This window comes from Geodermatophilus sp. SYSU D00708 (genome assembly GCF_054050115.1).
The window spans coordinates 49,601-69,681 of the sequence record NZ_JBJGYS010000024.1; the positions used below are offsets into that span (position 1 = coordinate 49,601).

Genomic DNA, 20,081 nt, shown 5'->3' on the forward strand with positions numbered 1-20,081 from the left:
GTCGACGTTGCCTGACCGTCCGGCGTCCGTAACCGGGCGGGAACGCGGCCGCGCTGCAATGGGTCATGGACACGCCTGGGACGACGTCGACGGGGTGGTTCCCGGTGGCCCGCGCCGCCGAGGTCGGGACGGCGCCGGTGCCCGTGGGCGCCGGCGGCCGGCCGTACGTGGTGGTCCGGCTCCGGCCCGGCGGTGAGGTGAGCGCCTTCCCCGCGCGCTGCCCGCACCGGCTGGTGCCGCTGGCGGCGGCGACGGTCGTCGGGGGCCGGCTGCAGTGCCCGTACCACGGGTGGCGGTTCGACGCCGAGGGGCACTGCGTGTCCATCCCGTCCCTCGGCCCCGACGGCTCACCCCCGCCGCGGGCGGACCTGGCGATGCCCTGGGCCGTCGAGGAGCGGAACGGCTGGGTCTGGCTGGCTCCCGAGCCGACGGCCGCCGCCGTCCCGCCGCGCCCGTCCGCCGACACCACCGCCGAGCCGGCGCCGCCGCCGGAGGAGCCGCGCGGCCCGGTGTTCGGCAACCTCGACCGGTCCCTGGAACACGCGTGGCACCCGGTCGCGCTGTCCCGGGAGCTGGTCCCCGGGGGCTGGCTGCAGGTCCGGCTGCTGGGCCGCACCTGGTTGCTGCGCCGCACCGCGCACGGGCTGGAGGTCGAGCCCCCCGCGTTCGCCGTCATCGAGCGCCTCGGCGTCGTCTGGGTGGCCCCCGCCGAGCCGCACGACGTGACCCTGGACGTGCCGGAGGACGGCGACCGCCGGTTCGTGAGCACCTGGCTGCCGCCGGTCCGCTCGCCGGGCCCCGCCGGGCCGCTGGCCGATACCTTCTTCGACGTGGCGCACGCGCCGTTCGTGCACAGCCGGATCGGCGGTTCCGCGGACGCCGCCGAGGTGCCCGCCTTCGACGTCGTCCCGGAGGAGGGCGGGTTCCGCGCGGAGCTGGAGCGGCCGTACGAGACGCCGCACCACCCCGACGGCGTGACCGGCCCGCCGGTCCGGCGCCGCGCCACCTACACCTACCGGGCGCCGTTCCAGCTGCGGCTGCGGCTGGACTCCCCCGACACCGGCGCCGTGACCACGATCCTGTGCCTGCTGCAGCCGGAGGACGCCGACTCCACTCGCGTCTACACCCGGATGCTGGTGTCCGCGGGCCCCGGGGCGCGGCTGCCCTGGCCGGACGACGTCGCCCGCGAGGTGGCCATCCAGCGCCAGGTGCTCGCCGAGGACCTCGCGCTGCAGGCGCAGCTGCCCGACAGCGGGCTGCCGCTGGACGTGCGCGACGAGCTGCACGTGCGCTCCGACCGGCTCGGGGTGGCGCTGCGCCGCGCGCTGGCCGACTTCGCGGCCTCGGCCCGGCACCTCCGCGGCGCCGCCTGAGCTCGGTCAGCCGGCCGGCAGCAGCTCGCCGCAGGCCGCGCAGCGCATGGGCGGGTCCTCGTCGGCCAGCCGCCCGCAGGCGGGGCACACGCGCGCCAGCCAGCACGCGGGGTCGCCACCCTCGGGGTCGGTGGGGGACGGCGCCGGCGGATCGGTTCCCACGCGGTCAGCCTCGCCCGCCGGCCGCGGTCGGGGCAACGCCCGACGCGTCCCCGCTCCGGCTGGGATGCTGGCGGTCGTGCCGTCCCCCGCTGCCCGCCGCACCACCTTCGCCGTCGCCGCCACCCTCGCCGGGCCCGCCGTCTGGGTCGCCCGCGCCGCCTGGGGCCTGCCCACGGCGCTCGGTGCCAGCCGCCGGGAGGTGCGCCGGTACGCCGGGAAGTCGCCGCAGTTCTCCGGGGGCCGGTTCCACAACCGGATGACCACCCCCGCGCTGCCCCCGGCCAGCGCGCGGCGGGGGCTGCTGCGCCAGATGCACGAGGAGCGGCACACCGGGCTGCCCGCCCGGCCGGTGCCGCTGGCCCGCCCCGCGCTGCCGGCCGAGGCCGGGGAGCTGGCCGTCACCTGGTTCGGGCACTCCAGCGCGCTCATCGAGGTCGACGGCCGCCGGGTGCTGGTCGACCCGGTGTGGGGGGACCGCGTCTCGCCCTCCCCGCTGCTCGGCCCCACCCGGCTGCACCCGGTGCCCGGACCGCTCGCCGAGCTCCCGCCGGTCGACGCCGTCCTCGTCTCGCACGACCACTACGACCACCTCGACCTGCCCACCGTCCGCGAGCTGCTGCGCACCCAGACCGCCCCGTTCCTGGTGCCCCTGGGCATCGGGGCGCACCTGCGCGGCTGGGGCGTGCCGGAGGAGCGCATCGTCGAACTGGACTGGGACGGTGCGGCCGTCGTCGCGGGGCTGACCATCACCTGCACCGAGGCCCGGCACTTCTCCGGCCGGTTCTTCGCCCGGGACACCACGCTGTGGGCCTCCTGGGCCATCGCCGGGCCGCGGCACCGGGTCTTCTTCGGCGGCGACACCGGCTACACCCCCGCCTTCGCCGGCATCGGCGCCCTGCTGGGCCCCTTCGACCTGACCCTGCTGCCGATCGGCGCCTACAACGACGCGTGGCAGTACATCCACATGACCCCCGAGGAGGCCGTGCAGGCCCACGGCGACCTCGGCGGCGGGCTGCTCGTCCCGGTGCACTGGGCCACGTTCAACCTGGCGTTCCACCGCTGGGCCGAGCCGGTGCAGCGGCTGTGCGCCGCCGCCGAGCGGTCCGGCGCCCGGGTCGCCGTGCCGCGGCCCGGCGAGCGGGTCGACGTCCTGACCCCGCCCCCGGTCACCGACTGGTGGAGCGTCGTCGGGTCGGCCGCCGACGAGCCGGTCGACCAGGGGGACGGCGGGGTGGGCAGCTCGGTGCTGGCGCGGGCGGCGTCCTGGCTGACCGCGCGGCGGCAGCTCGACTGAGAAAGGACCCCCGGCCCCCCGCCCACTCGCAAACCCGCGGCGGAGCCCCGCAGGGGGCCACGCCGTGAGCCGGTTCCGTTCAGGTCAGGAGCCGGGCCACCTCGGGCAGGTCCCCGGCCTCGCGCTGCGGCGTCCCGCCCTGCGGGTCGAGCACGTGCCCCGGGCGGCGCAGCCGGACGACGTCGATGCCGGCGGCCAGGGCGCCGCGCACGTCCCGCGCCGAGGTGGCCACGTGCACCAGCCGGCCCCCGGCGCGGTCCAGGGCGCGCCGGTAGAGGGCGGCGGCCGGCTTGTAGGCCCGCAGCCGCTCGGAGGTGAGGACGGCGCCGTCGTCCACCAGGGGCGCGACGCGGGTGCGGGCGAAGACGGCGTCGTCGACGTTGGACAGCACCCCGACCCGGTGCCGCGCGCCGATCGCCGACAGGCCTGCCTCGACGTCCGGCCACAGCGGCCAGTCACCCACCGAGGCCAGCAGCGCGGTCGTGTCCGCGTCGGCGTCCCGGTCGACGCCGAGCCGGGCGTACGCGGTGGCCAGCGCCCGGCGGCTGTGCTCGGCGAAGGGCACCCAGGTGGGCTCGTCGCGCTGGGAGGCCTTGTTGGCGGCGTCCCATGCGTCGTAGAGCGCGGCGCCGTCGGCACCGGTGATCCGCGCGAGCGCCGCCGAGCCACCCGCGCGGGAGTCGATCAGCGCGCTGAACAGGTCGACGGTGACCAGCACGGACGGCCCGATCAGCGCAGCAGCTTGGACAGCCGCCGGTCGGCCAGGGGCTTGCCGCCGGTCTGGCAGGTCGGGCAGTACTGCAGGGAGGTGTCGGCGAAGCTGACCTCGCGGACGGTGTCCCCGCACACCGGGCAGGGCAGCCCGGTGCGCGCGTGCACCGTCAGCCCGGAGCGCTTCTCGCCCTTCATCGTCGCGGCCTGCTGGCCGACCTGGCGCTCCAGCGCGTCGGTCAGCGTGGCCCGCACCGCGTCGTAGAGCCGGACGACCTCGTCCTCGGTCAGCTTGTCGGCCATCTTGAACGGCGAGAGCCGGGCCGCGTGCAGGATCTCGTCGGAGTAGGCGTTGCCGATGCCGGCGAGCAGCGTCTGGTCGGTGAGCGCGCCCTTCAGCTGCCCGGAGCGGCCGGCCAGCAGTGCCGCGAACGCCTCCCGGTCCACCTCGAGCGCGTCGGGGCCGAGCCGGGCGATCCCGGGGACCTCGGCCGGCGTCCGGACCACGTAGACCGCCAGCCCCTTGCGGGTGCCCTGCTCGGTGAGGTCGAAGCCGTTGCCGTCGTCGAGGTGGACGCGCAGCGCCAGCGGGCCCTTCCCCGGCTTCGGCGGCGCGGTCGGCAGCCCGGTGCGCCAGTGCAGCCAGCCGGCGCGCGCCAGGTGGACGACCAGGTGCAGGCCGGAGACGTCGAGGTCGAGGAACTTGCCGTGCCGGGCGACGCCGGTCAGCTCGAGGCCGGCCAGCGAGGTCAGCGGCGGGTCGAAGGTCTTGATCGCCTGGACGGCGGCCAGGTCGACCCGCGTCACGACCCGGCCGACGGCGTTCGCGCGGAGGAACGCGGCCAGCGCCTCCACCTCGGGCAACTCGGGCACCCGGCCATGATGCCCGCTCGGACTCCCGGCCGCCGTCCCCCGATCCGGGCGGATCAGCGGGTCGAGCCGGCCGGAGACCCACCCTCGTGCCGGCCCCCGCGGGGACCGGCACGAGGCGAAGCTCAGGGGGTGACGCCGTTGTCCTCGCTGAGCCGGACGGTGGCGCCGGGCTCGGTGCGGGCCTGGTCGGCGACCGCGGCGGCCACCGCCTTGGCGACGGCGGGGTCGAAGACGCTCGGGATGATGTAGTTGGCGTTGAGCTGGTCGTCCTTGACGACGGCCGCGATCGCCTCGGCCGCGGCGAGCAGCATGCCGTCGCTGATCTCCCGGGCGCGGGCGTCGAGCAGGCCGCGGAAGACGCCGGGGAAGGCCAGCACGTTGTTGATCTGGTTCGGCAGGTCCGAGCGGCCGGACGCGACGACGGCGGCGTACTGCCGGGCCCGGACCGGGTCGACCTCGGGGGTCGGGTTGGCCATCGGGAAGACGACCGCCTGGTCCGCCATCCGGTCGAGGTCCTCGACGGCGAGCACGTTGGCCGCGCTGACCCCGATGAAGACGTCGGCGCCCTCGAGCGCGTCGGGCAGCTCACCGCGCACGCACTCCGGGTTGGTCCGCTCGGCGAGGTCCCGCTTGGCCGGGGAGAGCCGCTCGTCGTCGGGCGAGAGGATGCCCTCGCGGTCCCACACCAGCACGTGGCGGGCGCCGGCCTTGAGCATCAGGTGCACGATCGCCGTCCCGGCGGCACCGCCACCGGCGACGACGATCTTCACGTCCTCGAGCTGCTTGTCCACCACGCGCAGGGCGTTGCGCAGCGCGGCCAGCGCGACGATCGCCGTGCCGTGCTGGTCGTCGTGGAAGACCGGGATGTCGAGCTTCTCGCGCAGCCGGGCCTCGATCTCGAAGCAGCGCGGCGCGGCGATGTCCTCGAGGTTGATCCCGCCGAAGCCGGGGGCCAGCAGCTCCACGGTGCGCACGATCTCGTCGACGTCCTGGGTGTCCAGGCAGATCGGCCAGGCGTCGATGTCGGCGAACCGCTTGAACAGGACCGCCTTGCCCTCCATGACCGGCATGGCCGCGCCCGGGCCGATGTCGCCGAGGCCGAGGACGGCGGAACCGTCGGTGACCACCGCGACGGTGTTGCCCTTGATCGTCAGCCGGCGGACGTCGTCGGGGTTGGCGGCCAGCGCCAGGCAGACCCGGGCGACCCCGGGGGTGTAGGCCATGGACAGGTCGTCGCGGGTCTTCAGCGGGACCTTGGAGGCGACCTCGAGCTTGCCGCCCAGGTGCAGCAGGAAGGTCCGGTCGCTGACCTTGCGGACCTTCACGCCGGGGACCGCCCGCAGCGCCTCGACCATCTCCTCGGAGTGCGCGGCGTCGGCGGCCGAGCAGGTGACGTCGACGGTGAGGCCGTCGGAGCGGCTGTCCACGACGTCGATGGCGGTGACCGCGCCGCCGGCGGACCCCACGGCGGTGGCGATCCGGCCGATGCTGGCCGGGTCGCCGTCGGCGGTGAGCCGGACGGTGAGGGAGTACGACGCCGAGGTGACGGGGCCGCGCGGCGGTGTCGCCGGCTCACCCCTGTCGGTGTCGTTCGAACGGGGCGCGGTGGCAGCGGTGTCGGTGCTCATGGCGGGCCCCATCGTCCCACCTCGCCGCCGCGGGGGCTCCGTTGCGGTCGCAGTGGTCGTGTGGGGTCCAGCACGCGTCCGGGGTTGCCGCGTCGGCAGGCCTCAGCCCCCGTGCCGGGAGGTCCGTCCCTCGGCGCGCGCCTTGAGGCCCTCGCAGAACTGGCGGAACGAGGGGTTGAGGTCCGGGGTGGTGCGACCGAGCAGGAAGGCCAGCGGCCCGGTGTGGTCCTCGCGGACGGTGAGCACCGTGCCGCCGTCGTCCTGGCCGTCGAGGTGGTAGGTCCGCTCGATCACCGCCAGGCCGAACGGCAGCCCGCCGCGCCAGCGCATGGCCTCCTGCGGCCGGATCTCGGTGACCGTCACCGAGAAGGGGCGGGTGCGGATCATCGTGGCGTAGAGCGTCAGCCGCTCCCCCAGGGCGACCCGGCCCTCCACCCGGTCGACGCCGGAGTTCCAGTCCCGCCAGCCGCCGACGTCGACCAGCAGGTCCCACACCGCGGCGGGGCTCGCGTCGATCCGGACGGCGGCCTCGAAGCTCCTCATCGCTCTCCCCTCACCCGGCCCGCACGCCGGTGGACTGCAGGTAGGTGTTGGGCACCACGATGCCGGGTCCGCCGCCGCGCGTGAAGCTGCCCCACATGTCGCTGAACTCGCCCTCCAGGGTCGCGCGACCGGCCTCGTCGAGCCGCTGCCAGGCCACGTGCACCGGCGCGTACCAGTCGCGGTAGCGCTGCCACTGGGCCGCCACCGAGGGCGCGGTGAACTCGACGGTCTGCTCGGAGTGCCGCAGCTGGCACTCGCCGCGGGGCAGCAGGCTCTCGACGCCGTCCGAGGTCCCCCACCGCAGCGGGTCGCCGGTGGCGTCCTCCGGGTCGTGCCGCTCGATCAGCGAGAGCAACCGGCCGCCGGGTGCCTCGGGGCGCCAGGCGGTCAGCCCGAGCCGGCCGCCGGGCCGCAGCACCCGCAGCAGCTCCCGGGCGGCCTGCTCGGGATCGGCGGCGAAGACGACGCCGAAGGTGGAGACCACGACGTCGAAGGACTCGTCCGGGAACGGCAGCTCGCAGGCGTCGGCGACCTCGGTCGCGAACCCCAGCCCCTCCATCTCCGCGCGGCGGACGGCGTACTCCAGCAGCTCGGGCACGAGGTCGCTGCAGACGACGTCGGCGTCGCGGCGGGCGGCGGCCAGCGCGGTGTTGCCCGTGCCCCCGGCGACGTCGAGCACCCGGTCGCCGGGACGGACGGCGAGGTCGGTGACCAGCTGCTCGCTGGCCGGCACCAGCCGGACCCCGACGCGCTGGTAGTCCCCGGCCGCCCAGACGTCCCGGGTGCGGGCCGCGGTGGAGGAGGTCATGCCCGGCAGTGTGCTCCGCGTCACTCCGCGCTGGAAGTGGCGGTCAGGCGGGGCGCGGCCGCCCGCGGGTCGACGACGACGTCCTCGCCGGCCGCGGCCACGCCCCGCGCCCAGGTCACCAGGCCGGCGACGTCGACGCCGTGCGGGGGGTCGGCGGCGTAGCCGGCGATGTTGCCGGCGCCGCGGTCGAGGAGCGTGACCGCGCCCCGGCCGTTGCCCCGCGCCGCGTGGGTGAGCCCCACCGCGAGCTGGGCCAGCCCCCGCCACAGCTGCCGCTCGGGCTCCGGCGCGCACTTCCAGGCGTCCTCGAGCACCTCGTGGGCGTGGAACGGCCGGCCTGCGTCGAGCAGCCGCTGCGCCTCCGCCAGCGCCTCGTCCGGCGGCCGCACCACCCCCTCGGGGGCCCGCTCCTCCCCCACCGCGCCGCGGGCCAGCGGGCGGCCCAGCGCGTCCCGCGGGCGGGCGTTGCGGGCCCGCCCCGAGGCATCGCGGTCCCGGGAGGCATCCACCTGCCCATCTTCTGCCGAACACCCCGCGGGCGTCGTCCGCGGGGTTGTCCTGTCGGTGGTGGCGTGCACGATGGTCGCCGAGGACGGCCGCTCCGACGGGCCGCCCCCGCACCGACCCGCGGTCGACTCGACCGGTCCGGACCTGGAGGGGGTGGGGCCCGTGGCCCCGGTCACCGAGCAGTGCACCGCCGTCCTCGACCTGGACGGCGCCCTGGCGCACGTCGCCGACGCCGCGCTGCGCCCCGGCCCCGTCGGCGCCGTCGGCCTGGAGCTCGAGGCGCACCTGGTCGACCTCGCCGACCCGGCCGCGCGGGTGCCGTGGTCCCGCGTCCGCCGGGTCACCGGCGCGCTGCCCGGCCTGCCGCGGGGCAGCCGGGTCACCCTCGAGCCGGGCGGCCAGGTGGAGCTGTCCGGGCCACCGCTGGCCGACGTCGCCGCCGCGGTGGCCGGGCTGCGCGCCGACCGGGCGGTGCTCGCCGCCGCGCTGGCCGCCGACGGGCTGGGCGCGGCCCCCGTGGGCGCCGACCCGCTGCGCCCACCGCGCCGGGTCAGCCCCGCCGCCCGGTACGCGGCGATGGAGGAGCACTTCGCCGCCGTCGGCTGCGCCGCCCCGGGCACGGCGATGATGTCGGGGACGGCGTCGCTGCAGGTCAACCTGGAGGCCGGCCCCCGCGCCGGGTGGAGCGCCCGGGTGTCGCTGGCTCACCAGATCGGGCCGGTGCTGGTCGCCGTCTCCGCCTGCTCGCCGCTGGCGGCCGGCCGGGTCACCGGCTGGGCGTCGCACCGGCAGCGGGTGTGGGGCGAGATCGACCAGGCCCGCTGCGGTCCGCTGCTGGGCGGGGCCGACCCGGCCGGCGAGTGGGCGCGGTACGCCCTCGCCGCCCCGGTCATGCTGGTGCGCGACCCGCCGGCCGAGGCGGCCGTCCCCGTCCGGGCCCGGGTGCCGTTCGCCGACTGGGTCACCGGCGCGGTCCGCCTGGGCGGTCGACGGCCCACCACCGCCGACCTCGACTACCACCTGACCACGCTGTTCCCGCCGGTGCGGCCGCGCGGCTGGCTGGAGATCCGCTACCTCGACGCCGCGCCCGAGCCGTGGTGGCCGGCGCTGGCCGCGGTGACGACGACGCTGCTCGACGACCCGGTCGCGGCCGGGCACGCGGCGGCGGCCACCGAACCGGTCGCCGGCGCCTGGGACCGCGCCGCGCGGCTGGGGCTGGCCGACCGCGCGCTGCACCGGGCGGCCCGCGCCTGCCTGGCCGCCGCCTGCGACGCCGTCCCGGCCGACCTCCGCCGCGAGGTGACCGCGCTGGCCGACCTCGTCGACCGCGGCCACAGCCCCGGCGACGACCTGCTCCGCACCGCCCGGGTCGGCGGTCCCGCCGCCGCCCTCCTCTCGGCCACGGAGGACCGATGAGCGACCTGCCCGAGATCCTCGCCCGCGAGCTGACCGCCGCCCGCGAGCGCACGCTGCTGCTCACCGACCACGACGAGCCCGAGCTGCTGCGCCAGCACACCCCGCTGCTCAGCCCGCTGGTGTGGGACCTCGCCCACGTCGGCCAGCAGGAGGACCTGTGGCTGCTGCGGCGCGGCGACGCCACCCGTCCGGGCCTGCTCCCGCCCGACGTCGAGGCCCTCTACGACGCGTTCACCCACCCCCGCGCCGTCCGGGCCCGGCTGCCGCTGCTCCCGCCGGTGGAGGCGCGGGCCTTCTGCGGCCAGGTGCGCGGCCGGGTGCTCGACCGGCTGGACGCCCTCGGTGCCGACGACGACCCGTTCGACTTCGCCATGGTGGTCAGCCACGAGCAGCAGCACGACGAGACGATGCTGCAGGCGCTGAACCTGCGCACCGGGCCGCCGCTGCTCGGCGCCGGGACGCCGCTGCCGCCGGGCCGCCCGGGGGTGGCCGGCACGTCGGTGCTCGTCCCGGGCGGGGAGTTCGTGCTCGGGGTGGACGCCGCCGACGAGCCGTTCTCGCTGGACAACGAGCGGCCGGCGCACGCCGTCGACGTCCCCGCCTTCCGGATCGGGCGGGTGCCGGTGACCAACGCCGAGTACGCCGCCTTCGTCGCCGACGGCGGCTACGCGCAGCCGCGGTGGTGGTCGCCCCGGGGGTGGGCGCACCGGGTCGAGGCCGGGCTGGAGCGGCCGCAGTTCTGGGGCCCCGACGGCACCCGCACCCGGTTCGGGGTCGTCGAGGAACTGCCGCGGGACCAACCGGTCCAGCACGTCACGTTCTTCGAGGCCGAGGCGTACGCGGCCTGGGCGGGGGGCACCGGCGTCGCTGCTGCCGGGGCGCGGCTGCCCACCGAGGTGGAGTGGGAGAAGGCCGCGGTCTGGGACCCGGCCGCCCGGCGGCGGCGGCGCTTCCCGTGGGGCGCGGCCGAGCCGACGCCGGCGCTGGCCAACCTCGGCGGTGCCGCCCTGCGCCCCGCCCCGGTCGGGGCCTACCCGGCCGGCGCGTCGGCCTGCGGGGCCGAGCAGCTCATGGGCGACGTCTGGGAGTGGACCTCCTCGGACTTCCTCCCCTGGCCCGGCTTCCGGCCGATGCTCTACGCCGACTACTCCGCACCGTTCTTCGGCGGCGACTACAAGGTGCTGCGCGGCGGGTCGTGGGCGGTGGGCGCGTCGATCCTGCGGCCGAGCTTCCGCAACTGGGACCACCCCGTCCGCCGGCAGGTGTTCAGCGGCTTCCGGCTGGCCTGGTCGGTCGACGGGGGGTCGGCCTGATGTGCCGCCACCTCGCCTGGCTGGGCCGGCCGCGGACGCTGGCCGACCTCGTCCTCGACCCGCCGTCCTCGCTGCTCGTGCAGTCGTGGGCGCCGCGCCGGCAGCGCTACGGCACGGTCAACGCCGACGGCTGGGGCGTGGGCTTCTTCGCCCCCGGTCGCGCCCAGCCGGCGCGCTGGCGCTCGCCGCGGCCGCTGTGGGCCGACCCGTCGTTCGCCTCGGTCGCCCCGGTGCTGGCGTCGGGGTGCGTGGTGGCCGCCGTCCGGTCCGCGACCGTGGGCATGCCGCTGGAGGAGAGCGCCGTGGCGCCCTTCACCGACGGCCGGTGGCTGTTGTCGCACAACGGCCGGGTGGACCGGTCGGTGCTGCCGCCCGTGCGGGACGCCGAGTCCACCGTCGACAGCGCGCTGCTGGCCGCCCTCGTCTTCGCCCGTGGCCCGGACGCGCTCGCCGACGTCGTGCGCGAGGTCGCCGCCGCCGACCCGGCCGCCCGGCTCAACCTGCTGGCCGCCGACGGCACCCGGCTGCTGGCCACCACCTGGGGCGACACGCTCTCGGTGCTCGTCACCGCCGACGGCACGGCGCTGGCCAGCGAGCCCTGGGACGACGACCCGGCGTGGACCGACGTGCCCGACCGCTGCCTGGTCGAGGTGACCCCCGACGGCCTGACCGTGAACCCGCTGACCTGAGGAGCCCGGTGTCCCTCTCGCTGACCAACCACCTCGCCCCCGACGAGGCCGCGGCCGCGCTGCGCGCCGACGCGCTGGCGGGGCTGACCGCGACCCCGAAGTCCCTGCCGCCGCGGTGGTTCTACGACGCGCGCGGCAGCGAGCTGTTCGACGAGATCACCCGCCTGCCGGAGTACTACCCCACGCGTGCCGAGCGGGCGATCCTCACCGCCTCCGCCGGGGAGATCGCCGCGGCCTCCGGTGCCGACGTGCTCGTGGAGCTGGGCAGCGGGACCTCGGAGAAGACCCGGCTGCTGCTCACCGCGCTGCGCGAGGCCGGCACGCTGCGCCGGTTCGTGCCCTGCGACGTCGACCCGTCGGTGCTGCGCGCGGCGGGCGCGGCCATCGAGGCGGAGTACCCCGGCGTCGAGGTCGCCGCGGTGGTCGGCGACTTCACCCGGCACCTGTCCGAGCTGCCCCGGTCCGGACGGCGCCTCGTGGCCTTCCTCGGCTCCACGATCGGCAACCTCGAGCCCGGCCCCCGCGCGCAGTTCCTCGCCGAGCTGGCCGGCACCCTCGCGCCGGGCGACTCCTTCCTCCTGGGCACCGACCTGGTCAAGGACCCCGACCGCTTGGTCCGCGCCTACGACGACGCGGCCGGCGTGACCGCGGAGTTCAACCGCAACGTGCTCCGCGTGCTCGACCGCGAGCTGGGCGCCGACTTCGACCCCGCCGCGTTCGAGCACGTCGCGGTGTGGGACGCCGGGAACGAGTGGATCGAGATGCGGCTGCGGTCGCGGGTCGACCAGGTGGTGCGGGTGGCCGCCCTCGACCTCGACGTCCGGTTCGCCGCCGGGGAGGAGATGCGCACGGAGGTGTCGGCGAAGTTCCGCCGCGACGGGGTGACGCGCGAGCTGGCCGCCGCGGGCCTGGCGGTGACCCACTGGTGGACCGACCCGGACGGCGACTTCGCGCTCTCCCTGTCCGTGCCCGCCTGACCCGGTCGACCGCCCCGCCGCGCACCTGCTCCCCGCGAGGTCGTGCTCTGCGTGCCCTCCGCATGCAGAGCACGACTGCTCGCGGACGACACCTGTGACCAGCGGCTGCATCCACCGGACGAGGACGACCGGAAGGACGGGGTGAGAGGCACCTCCCCCTCCCCCGAAAGGACCCCGTCCCGTGCCCAGCAGCCGCACCTCCCTCGCCATCGCCGTCGGTGGAGCCACCGGCACCCTGCTCGCCCTCGGCGCAGCCCCCGCGGTGGCCGCCGACACCGCCACCGTCTCGGTCCTGCACGCGGTACCCGCCACCCCCGTCGACGTCTACGCCAACGGCGAGCGGCTGATCGACGACTTCCAGCCCGGCACCCTCACCGACCCGCTCCAGCTCCCCGCCGGCACCTACGACCTGGCCCTCTACCCCGCCGACGCGCCCGACGCGTCCGGCGAGCCCCTGCTGTCCGCCGACGGTGTCGCCGTCCCGGCCGACGCGAACGCCACGGTGGTGGCCCACCTGTCGGCCGACGGTGCGCCGACTCTCACGCCGTTCGTCAACGACACCTCCGCCGTTCCCGCGGGCCAGGCCCGGGTGGTCGTCCGGCACACCGCGGCCGCCCCGGCGGTCGACGTCCGGGCCGGCGGCAGCGTCGTCGCCCCCGGGCTGACCAACCCGAACGAGGCGGCGCTCACCGTGCCCGCCGGCACCGTCAGCGCCGACGTCGTCCTCGCCGGCACCGACACCGTGGCGATCGGCCCCGCCGACCTCGACCTGGCCGAGGGCGCGACCACGATCGTCTACGCGTGGGGCTCGCAGCAGGCCGGCTTCTCCCTCGCCGTCCAGACGATCTCCGGATCGCACTCCGCGCCCTCCGGCGTCCCCGGGGGGTCGGCGGGACTGGCCGACGACGGCGGCGTGCCGGTGCCCGTGGCGGCGCTGTCCCTGGCCGGGCTGGTCGCCGCCGCGGTCGCCGGCCGCCGGTGGGTGACCTCGCGGGCCTGACCCGCGTCGGAGAGGGAGACCGGCCGTGCGGTCCCCGGCCGCCGTCGCAGTCGTGGGCCTCGCGCTCGCCGTCGGCGCCCCGGCCGCCTGGGCGCTGACCCGGGAACCTGCCGCGACCGGGACGTCGATCGAGCAGGCCCTCCCCGCACCGACCCCGCCGGTGCCGTCGTCGGCCTCCTCGGCGACGGCACCGGCGGTCCCGCCCGCACCCGTGGGCACCCGGGCCGCGGCCCCGTCCCCCGTGGCGCGCCCGCCGGCGCCGGTACGGCTCACCGTGCCTGCACTGGGCGTCGACGCCCCGGTCGACCCGGTCGGGGTCCGGGGCGACGGCCAGGTGCAGCTGCCCGACGACGTCGACCGGGTCGGCTGGTACCGCTTCGGTCCCGTTCCGGGGACCGAGGGTGCCGCCGTCCTCGCCGGCCACGTCGACGACCGCGAGCAGGGCCTGGGGGCGCTCGCGCCGCTGCGGGAGGCCGAGGTCGGCGACGAGGTCCGGGTGACCGGCGCGGCGGGCGAGGTCAGCCGGTGGCGGGTGGTCTCCCGCGAGCTGGTCGACAAGCGCGCCCTGCCGCTGGACCGGGTCTTCGGCCGTACCGGCCCGCCACGGCTGGTCCTGGTCACCTGCGGCGGCCCGTTCCTGGCCGAGACCGGCAGCTACCAGGAGAACGTGGTCGTCGTCGCGGAGCCCCTCCGATGGTGAAGGACCTCGCTGCCCCCCGTCACTCGCAGGCTCGCACCGGGGCCCTGCAGCGAGGCCCACGCGCCTGGGCCGGAGGGCCTAGGGTCGGGCGGGTGACCACCGACGCCGGGCCGCCGGGGGCGGCCCCGGAGCCGGACGACGCCGAGGTCGGCCGCCGGTTCGCCGCCGGCGACGAACAGGCACTGGCCTGGGCCTACGAGCGCTTCGCGGGGCAGATCCACGGCATGGCGGTGCGTGCCTTCGGTCCGGGCCCCGACGCCGAGGACGTCACCCAGCAGACCTTCGTCTCGGCGTGGACCGGCCGCGCCGGGTACCGCCCCGACCAGGGCCCGCTGCCGGCCTGGTTGGTCGGCGTCTGCCGGCACAAGATCGCCGACACCTGGGCCCGCCGGGACCGGCAGCGCCGCACCGCCGAGGCGGCCGCGGCGCAGGCCCAGGCCGCGCCCGACCCCGGCGGCCCGCTGGTCGACACCACCGTCGCCGACCGTGTGCTGCTGCTCGACGAGCTGGACCAGATCGGCCAGCCGCAGCGCGGGATCATCGAGCTCGCCTTCTTCGAGGACCTCACCCACGCCCAGATCGCGGCCCGCACCGGGCTGCCGCTGGGCACGGTCAAGAGCCACATCCGGCGCACCCTCGAGCGCCTGCGCACCCGGTTGGAGGTGGACGGTGCCGCACTGCACGCCTGAACAGCTCGCCCTGGCCGCGCTGCGCGAGCCCCTGCCCGCGTCCGACGCCGCGCACCTCGAGTCCTGCGCGCAGTGCCGCGCCGAGGTGGCCTCGCTGCAGCGCGGCGTGGACGCCCTCGCCGTTCCGCAGCTGGCCGCGCCCGGGGCGCCGGTCGCCCCGCCGGCGTCGGTCTGGGCGGGGATCGCCGCGGCGACCGGCGTGAGCGCCGCCCCGCGCCTCGCAGGGGACGCCGCCCAGGAGCAGGCCGCGCCGGCCACCGTCCCGGCCGCGGCTCCCGAGACCGCGGCCCCGGCACCCGAGTCCCCGACCCCGGCGTCCCAGCCGCCGGCGCCGGTCGTGCCGCTGCGACGCAGCCGCTCGCGACTGCTCGTGGCCGCCGCCGCGGCGCTCGTCGTCGGGGCGGCCATCGGCGCGGGGGCCGTGGCGTTCGGCACCCGCGGCGGCGAGGGCCTCACCGTCGCCGAGACCCCCCTGGAGCCGCTGGAGGGCAGCAATGCGTCGGGCGAGGCCCGCGTGCTCGAGCGCAGCGACGGGAGCCTGGTGCTCGACGTCGACCTCAGCGCGGCCGACCGCGCGGGCGAGTACTACGAGGTCTGGCTGCTCGACCCGGCGGTCGAGCAGCTGGTCTCGCTCGGGGTCGTGCAGGGCGGGAGCGAGGTGACGCTGGAGCTGCCGCCCGGCATCGACCTCGGCGAGTACCCGATCGTCGACGTCTCCGTGGAGCCGCTGGACGGCGACCCGGCGCACTCCGGCGTCTCGGTGGCCCGCGGGCAACTGGAGACCTGAGCGGGTCGGTCGCCCGCCTCGCCTAGCGTGGGGACGTGACCCTGCTCGACCGCGCCCTCGTCCACGAGGACCTCGGCTCCTCCTGGCGCTCGGCCCGACCCCGTCCCGCCGGGCGGCACCTGGACACCGCCGCCTGCAGCCGGCAGAGCCACCGGGTGCTGGAGGCGGCTGCCCACCACGCCCGGCACGAGGCCGAGCTCGGCGGCTACGTGGCCGAGGCGACCGCGGAGGACCTGCTGCAGCAGGGCCGCTCGGTGATCGGCGGCCTGGTCGGCATGGCCGCGGTCGACGTCGTCTTCGTCGAGTCCGCGCAGGCCGCGCTGCTCGCCCTGCTCACCGCCTGGCGGCTGCCGGCGGGGTCGCGGGTGGCGTGCCTGCCGGGCGAGTACGCGCCCAACGCCGCCCTGCTGCGCGCCGCGGGCCTGGTGCTCGAGCCGCTGCCGGTCGACGGCCTCGGACGGGCCGACCTCGACGGGGTGGCCCGGCTGCTGGCCGACGACCCGCCCCGGGTGGTGCACCTGACCCACATCGGCAGCCACCGCGGGATCGTGCAGCCGGCCGCCGGGGTGGCGGCGCTGTGCCGCTCGGCCGGCGTGCCGCTCGTGCTCGACGCCGCCCAGTCGCTGGGCCACGTCGACACCGACGTGGGCGCCGACGTGGTCTACGGCACGTCCCGCAAGTGGCTGGCCGGCCCACGGGGCGTGGGGCTGCTGTGCGTGCGCCCGGCCGTCACCGCGGAGCTCGTCCCGGTGCTGCCCGCACCGGCCGACCTGCCGCCGCTGCGGGCCCTGGAGTCCGGCGAGGCGCACGTGGCCGGGCGGGTCGGGTTGGTGCTGGCGGTCGGCGAGCACGTCGCCGCGGGGCCGGCCCGGGTCCGCGAGCGGCTGGCCGCGCTGGGGCGGGCCTCCCGCGAGGTGCTGGAGGGCGTGGCCGGCTGGCGGGTGGTCGAGCCGCTGGACGAGCCCACGGCGACGACGACGCTGCGGCCGCCGGACGGCGTCGACGTCGTCACCACCCGCGCCCGGCTGCTGACCGAGCACGGGATCGTGACCACCGCCATCGAGCGCGAGCGGGCGCCGGGCGAGATGACCGGGCCGGTGCTGCGCGTCTCCCCGCACCTGGACGCCACCACCGAGGACCTCGACGCCCTCGCCTCCGCCCTGTGAGGACCTAGACCGGAGCCTGGATGCGGGCGGCCACCCGGGCGTGGACGGCGAGCTGCTCGTCGAGCGCGGGGTGCACCGGGACGCCGTCCTCCACGACGAGCCGTCCCGCGACGACGGTGTGCCGCGCCGCCACCGGGCCGCAGCGCAGCCAGGCCTCGACGGGGTCCGACAGCGCGCCGGCGAACGCGACCCCGTCGAGCGGCCACACCGCCAGGTCCCCGCACGCGCCGACCGACAGCTGCCCGATCTCCCCGGCCCGGCCCAGGCAGGCCGCGCCACCGCGGGTCGCCAGCTCCAGCGCGTCCCGGGCGGCGAACGCCCCCGCGCCGTGGCGCAGCTTGCCCTGCAGCATCGCCGTCCGGGCCTCCAGCCACAGGGACGCGGAGTCCGCCGACGCCGAGCCGTCCACACCGAGGCCCACCGGTGCGCCGGCCGCGCGCAGCTCGGCCACCGGCGCCAACCCACTGCCCAGGATCATGTTGGACGACGGGCAGTGCGCCGCCCCCACCCGCGCGGCGCCCAGGCGCGCGACCTCGGCGGCGTCCGGCCACACCACGTGCGCCAGCCAGACCCGGTCGGAGAGCCAGCCGACGTCGGCGAGGTACTCGACCGGCCGGCGACCGAAGGTGGCCAGGCAGAACGCGTCCTCGTCCCGGGTCTCGCACAGGTGCGTGTGCAGCCGCACGTCCAAGGCCTCGGCCAGCTCGGCGGTCCGGGTCATCAGTGCCGTCGAGACGCTGAACGGCGAGCACGGCGCCAGCGCGACCCGGGTCATGGCGTGCGGCGAGGGGTCGTGGTGCGCCCGCACCAGCCGCTCGGAGTCGGCCAGGATCTCGTCGTCGTCCTGCACCACGGCGTCCGGGGGCAGCCCGCCGTCCTTCACCGACAGCGACATCGAGCCCCGGGTGGGCGAGAACCGCACCCCCAGGTCGCGGGCGGCCGCGACCTCCGCGGAGATCAGGTCACCGCCGCCGCGGGGGTGCACGTACAGGTGGTCGGTGGAGGTGGTGCACCCCGACAGCGCCAGCTCGGTGAGCCCGACGTACGCGCTGACGTACGCCGCCTCCTCGTCCAGCCGCGCCCACAGCGGGTAGAGGGTCACCAGCCACTCGAACAGGCCGCCGGTCAGCGCCGGGGCGTAGGCGCGGGTGAGGTTCTGGTACAGGTGGTGGTGGGTGTTGACCAGGCCGGGGGTGACCAGACAGCCGCGGGCGTCGATGCGGCGGGCCGCGGCCGGCTGGGGGTCGCCCGGGCTCCCCACGCCGGTCACCACGCCGCCGGTGACCGCGACCCACCCCCCGGGGATCTCCCGGCGGGTGTCGTCGACGGTCGCGAGCAGCTCGGCGTCGTGCACGAGCAGGTCAGCAGGGCGCACGGCGGCGGTCTCCGCGGGAGGACGGCGTCAGCCGACCGACTCGATGTCGAACGCGGCGCGGCCGTCCTCCACCGAGGTCACGGTGATGCGGTAGGTGAACTCCCGGCCGGTGTCGGGCTCGGTGGCCGTGCACTCGGTGCTGGCGTCGACCTCGGCGTCGAGGTCCCCGGGGCAGCTGACCTCCGGGCTGACCCCGGTCTCGCCCTCCAGCGCCGCGGCCACCTGCGACTCCAGCTCGCCCTGCTCGATCGACGAGCCGCAACCGGTCAGCGCCAGCGCCGCGGCGGGCAGGAGCAGAGCCAGGGGACCGGAACGGGGCACGGCTGCTCCTCGGGGAGGGTCACGGCGGGGAGCCGCACCCTATCGAGCGCCCTCCCGGGGCGGGCAGGTCGCGCCCGCCCCGGGAGGAGCGGTCCGTCACAGGGTGAACTGGGCGACCCGCTGCTGCAGCTCCGCGGCCTCGGCGGCCAGCCGCTCGCCCAGGACACGGGACTCCTCGACCCGGCCGGCACTGAGCTCGGAGGCGCCCGCGACGGCCTCGGCCCCGCTGGCGATGTCCTGGCTGCCCTGCGCGGCGACGCCGATGCTGCGGTCGATCTCCGCCGCGGCGGCCGTCTGCTCCTCGACGGTGGCGGCGATCGTCGTCTGCAGGGTGTTGATCTGCGCGACCGTCTCGCCGATCCGGGCGATCGCACGGGCGGCCTCGCCGGAGTCTGCCTGGATGGCCTGGATCCGCTGGGACACGTCCTCGGTGGCCTTGGCCGTCTCCTGGGCCAGTTCCTTGACCTCGTTGGCCACGACGGCGAAGCCCTTGCCCGCCTCACCGGCACGCGCCGCCTCGATGGTCGCGTTGAGCGCCAGCAGGTTGGTCTGCTCGGCGATGCCGGTGATCACCTTGATGACGCTGCCGATCTCCGCCGACGACGTGCCCAGCTGGGTGAGCGTGCCGTTGGTGCTGGCCACGATGCGGACGGCGTCGGTGGCCACGTTCGCGGCCTCGTGCGCCGACCGGGAGATCTCCCGGATGGACGCGCTCATCTCCTCGGCGCCGGCGGCCACCTGGCCCACGTTGCCCGAGACGGCGGCCGCGGTCCCCGACACGGCCTGGGCGTGCGCTGCCCCGCTGCGGGAGGCATCGACCACCCCGGCGGTGGCACGGCTGAGGTCGCCGACCAGGGTGGTCATCGAGCCGGCCGAGGACACGACGCCGGCGACCATCTCCCGGATCCGCGCCACGCCCTGCGACAGCGCGCGACCCAGCTGGCCGAGCTCGTCGTCGGAGTTGGTGCGGACGTCGTGCGACAGGTCGCCGCGGGCCAGCGCCTCGGCGGCCTCCCGCACGGGGACGATCCGGCGGCGGATGTCGCGGGCCAGGGCGATCCCCAGCCCGAGGGCCAGCGCCGTGCCGACGGCGAGGAGGACCAGCGTCCACGCGCGCGCGGTGCCGAAGCTGTCGCCGATCTTCGCCCGGTTGACCTGCTCGTCGGCGACCAGGGCGTCCTTCATGTCGGCGAGATCGACCTGGAGCTTCAGGTAGGCGGCGGTGGCGGCGTCACCCAGCGTCTGCGCGTTCGGGTCGCGGGCTGCCGTGGCGGCGCGGTAGGCGGCGTCCTTGGTCACCATGTCCTCCCAGTCGGCGGCGAGGAGCTCGGCGCGGTCCTGCAGGACGGCCGGGGTGTGGGCCAGCAGCGCCTCGATGTCGGCGTCAGTGGCGGCCCGGGAGTCCTCCTGCAGGCCGCTCTGCATCTGGGCGATGTCGGGCTGGCCCTGCACGGCGCTGAGCGCGGCGACGAGGCCGTGCACCGAGTAGGCCTGGAAGTCGTCGGTCAGCTTCTGCAGGTCGGCCAGGGGTCGCACGTCGCGGGCGGCGAGGTCCTCGACCTGGCCGTGGATCGAGGACATCTGGGCGACGTTGATCAGGCCCAGCGTCACCATGACGGCGGCGACGCCGAGGAAGGCCGCCAGCAGCCGGGTGCGGACGCTGCGCCGCAGGAACGAGGGGGTCAGGGACACCAGGGGGACTCCATCGACGAGATAGGTGTGACCTCCCGTCATCGGCAGGGCCGGCAC

At 76.9% G+C, this 20,081-nt stretch carries 21 protein-coding genes; 11 read left to right on the forward strand and 10 right to left on the reverse strand.

Annotated elements, in window-relative coordinates:
- Nucleotides 1–65: 65 nt before the first annotated feature.
- The gene (locus tag ACI79D_RS18700) at nt 66–1,373 is read left to right on the forward strand and encodes a Rieske 2Fe-2S domain-containing protein (RefSeq protein ID WP_456919974.1); all 1,308 of its coding nucleotides are present in this window, start codon (nt 66–68) and stop codon (nt 1,371–1,373) included.
- 6 nt (nt 1,374–1,379) lie between these two features.
- On the opposite strand, the gene ACI79D_RS18705 is transcribed toward ACI79D_RS18700, so the two are convergent.
- The gene (locus ACI79D_RS18705; protein WP_456919975.1) at nt 1,380–1,535 is read right to left on the reverse strand and encodes a hypothetical protein; all 156 of its coding nucleotides are present in this window, start codon (nt 1,533–1,535) and stop codon (nt 1,380–1,382) included.
- Between the two features lie 76 nt (nt 1,536–1,611).
- On the opposite strand from ACI79D_RS18705, the gene ACI79D_RS18710 reads away from it, so the two are divergent.
- The gene (locus ACI79D_RS18710) at nt 1,612–2,829 is read left to right on the forward strand and encodes an MBL fold metallo-hydrolase (protein WP_456919976.1); all 1,218 of its coding nucleotides are present in this window, start codon (nt 1,612–1,614) and stop codon (nt 2,827–2,829) included.
- A gap of 79 nt (nt 2,830–2,908) precedes the next feature.
- Here the strand turns inward: ACI79D_RS18710 and ACI79D_RS18715 are convergent, their stop codons facing one another.
- The 6 genes from ACI79D_RS18715 to ACI79D_RS18740 form a co-directional block, all read right to left on the reverse strand.
- On the reverse strand, nt 2,909–3,547 hold the full coding sequence (locus tag ACI79D_RS18715) for a haloacid dehalogenase (protein WP_456919977.1): 639 nt from the start codon (nt 3,545–3,547) through the stop codon (nt 2,909–2,911).
- An 11-nt stretch (nt 3,548–3,558) separates the two neighbouring features.
- Nucleotides 3,559–4,413: an Fpg/Nei family DNA glycosylase gene (locus tag ACI79D_RS18720; protein ID WP_456919978.1), complete on the reverse strand. Its 855-nt coding sequence runs from the start codon at nt 4,411–4,413 to the stop codon at nt 3,559–3,561.
- A gap of 122 nt (nt 4,414–4,535) precedes the next feature.
- A complete protein-coding gene (locus tag ACI79D_RS18725) occupies nt 4,536–6,041 on the reverse strand; it encodes a malic enzyme-like NAD(P)-binding protein (RefSeq protein ID WP_456919979.1) in 1,506 nt (501 codons plus the stop codon).
- A 102-nt stretch (nt 6,042–6,143) separates the two neighbouring features.
- Nucleotides 6,144–6,584: an SRPBCC domain-containing protein gene (locus ACI79D_RS18730; RefSeq protein WP_456919980.1), complete on the reverse strand. Its 441-nt coding sequence runs from the start codon at nt 6,582–6,584 to the stop codon at nt 6,144–6,146.
- 10 nt (nt 6,585–6,594) lie between these two features.
- On the reverse strand, nt 6,595–7,392 hold the full coding sequence (locus ACI79D_RS18735) for a class I SAM-dependent methyltransferase (protein WP_456919981.1): 798 nt from the start codon (nt 7,390–7,392) through the stop codon (nt 6,595–6,597).
- A gap of 20 nt (nt 7,393–7,412) precedes the next feature.
- Nucleotides 7,413–7,901: a DUF309 domain-containing protein gene (locus tag ACI79D_RS18740; protein WP_456919982.1), complete on the reverse strand. Its 489-nt coding sequence runs from the start codon at nt 7,899–7,901 to the stop codon at nt 7,413–7,415.
- Between the two features lie 58 nt (nt 7,902–7,959).
- On the opposite strand from ACI79D_RS18740, the gene egtA reads away from it, so the two are divergent.
- The 9 genes from egtA (at nt 7,960) to egtE (ending at nt 16,636) form a co-directional block, all read left to right on the forward strand.
- The gene (egtA, locus tag ACI79D_RS18745; protein ID WP_456919983.1) at nt 7,960–9,315 is read left to right on the forward strand and encodes an ergothioneine biosynthesis glutamate--cysteine ligase EgtA; all 1,356 of its coding nucleotides are present in this window, start codon (nt 7,960–7,962) and stop codon (nt 9,313–9,315) included.
- Entirely contained in the window at nt 9,312–10,628 is a 1,317-nt protein-coding gene (gene egtB / locus ACI79D_RS18750) for an ergothioneine biosynthesis protein EgtB (RefSeq protein ID WP_456919984.1), read from the forward strand. Before egtA ends, egtB begins: the two co-directional genes overlap by 4 nt.
- Nucleotides 10,628–11,317, forward strand: a complete 690-nt coding sequence (gene egtC, locus ACI79D_RS18755) for an ergothioneine biosynthesis protein EgtC (RefSeq protein WP_456919985.1) — start codon at nt 10,628–10,630, stop codon at nt 11,315–11,317. Before egtB ends, egtC begins: the two co-directional genes overlap by 1 nt.
- 8 nt (nt 11,318–11,325) lie before the next feature.
- Nucleotides 11,326–12,294 (forward strand): L-histidine N(alpha)-methyltransferase, encoded by a 969-nt coding sequence (gene egtD / locus ACI79D_RS18760; protein WP_456919986.1) that lies wholly within the window; start codon nt 11,326–11,328, stop codon nt 12,292–12,294.
- 181 nt (nt 12,295–12,475) lie between these two features.
- On the forward strand, nt 12,476–13,294 hold the full coding sequence (locus tag ACI79D_RS18765; protein ID WP_456919987.1) for a DUF4397 domain-containing protein: 819 nt from the start codon (nt 12,476–12,478) through the stop codon (nt 13,292–13,294).
- A gap of 25 nt (nt 13,295–13,319) precedes the next feature.
- Entirely contained in the window at nt 13,320–13,994 is a 675-nt protein-coding gene (locus ACI79D_RS18770) for a class F sortase (protein ID WP_456919988.1), read from the forward strand.
- 92 nt (nt 13,995–14,086) lie between these two features.
- Nucleotides 14,087–14,683, forward strand: coding sequence for an RNA polymerase sigma factor (locus tag ACI79D_RS18775; RefSeq protein WP_456919989.1), 597 nt, complete (start codon nt 14,087–14,089; stop codon nt 14,681–14,683).
- A complete protein-coding gene (locus ACI79D_RS18780; RefSeq protein WP_456919990.1) occupies nt 14,664–15,470 on the forward strand; it encodes an anti-sigma factor domain-containing protein in 807 nt (268 codons plus the stop codon). Before ACI79D_RS18775 ends, ACI79D_RS18780 begins: the two co-directional genes overlap by 20 nt.
- Before the next feature lie 35 nt (nt 15,471–15,505).
- Nucleotides 15,506–16,636: an ergothioneine biosynthesis PLP-dependent enzyme EgtE gene (gene egtE, locus ACI79D_RS18785; RefSeq protein ID WP_456919991.1), complete on the forward strand. Its 1,131-nt coding sequence runs from the start codon at nt 15,506–15,508 to the stop codon at nt 16,634–16,636.
- Between the two features lie 4 nt (nt 16,637–16,640).
- Here the strand turns inward: egtE and ACI79D_RS18790 are convergent, their stop codons facing one another.
- The 3 genes from ACI79D_RS18790 to ACI79D_RS18800 form a co-directional block, all read right to left on the reverse strand.
- Nucleotides 16,641–18,011, reverse strand: a complete 1,371-nt coding sequence (locus ACI79D_RS18790; protein ID WP_456919992.1) for an 8-oxoguanine deaminase — start codon at nt 18,009–18,011, stop codon at nt 16,641–16,643.
- A gap of 27 nt (nt 18,012–18,038) precedes the next feature.
- Nucleotides 18,039–18,332 carry a DUF4333 domain-containing protein gene (locus ACI79D_RS18795; protein WP_456919993.1) on the reverse strand — a complete coding sequence of 98 codons (294 nt, stop codon included), beginning with the start codon at nt 18,330–18,332 and terminating at the stop codon, nt 18,039–18,041.
- A 96-nt stretch (nt 18,333–18,428) separates the two neighbouring features.
- Nucleotides 18,429–20,024 (reverse strand): methyl-accepting chemotaxis protein, encoded by a 1,596-nt coding sequence (locus tag ACI79D_RS18800; protein ID WP_456919994.1) that lies wholly within the window; start codon nt 20,022–20,024, stop codon nt 18,429–18,431.
- Between the last annotated feature and the right edge of the window lie 57 nt (nt 20,025–20,081).

What these genes read in the sequence shown, in the direction of transcription:
- ACI79D_RS18700 (WP_456919974.1), top strand. Translation starts at nt 66, where the DNA reads ATGGACACGCCTGGGACGACGTCGACGGGGTGGTTCCCGGTGGCCCGC.
- ACI79D_RS18725 (WP_456919979.1), bottom strand. Translation starts at nt 6,041, where the DNA reads ATGAGCACCGACACCGCTGCCACCGCGCCCCGTTCGAACGACACCGAC.
- ACI79D_RS18730 (WP_456919980.1), bottom strand. Translation starts at nt 6,584, where the DNA reads ATGAGGAGCTTCGAGGCCGCCGTCCGGATCGACGCGAGCCCCGCCGCG.
- ACI79D_RS18735 (WP_456919981.1), bottom strand. Translation starts at nt 7,392, where the DNA reads ATGACCTCCTCCACCGCGGCCCGCACCCGGGACGTCTGGGCGGCCGGG.
- egtB (WP_456919984.1), top strand. Translation starts at nt 9,312, where the DNA reads ATGAGCGACCTGCCCGAGATCCTCGCCCGCGAGCTGACCGCCGCCCGC.
- egtC (WP_456919985.1), top strand. Translation starts at nt 10,628, where the DNA reads ATGTGCCGCCACCTCGCCTGGCTGGGCCGGCCGCGGACGCTGGCCGAC.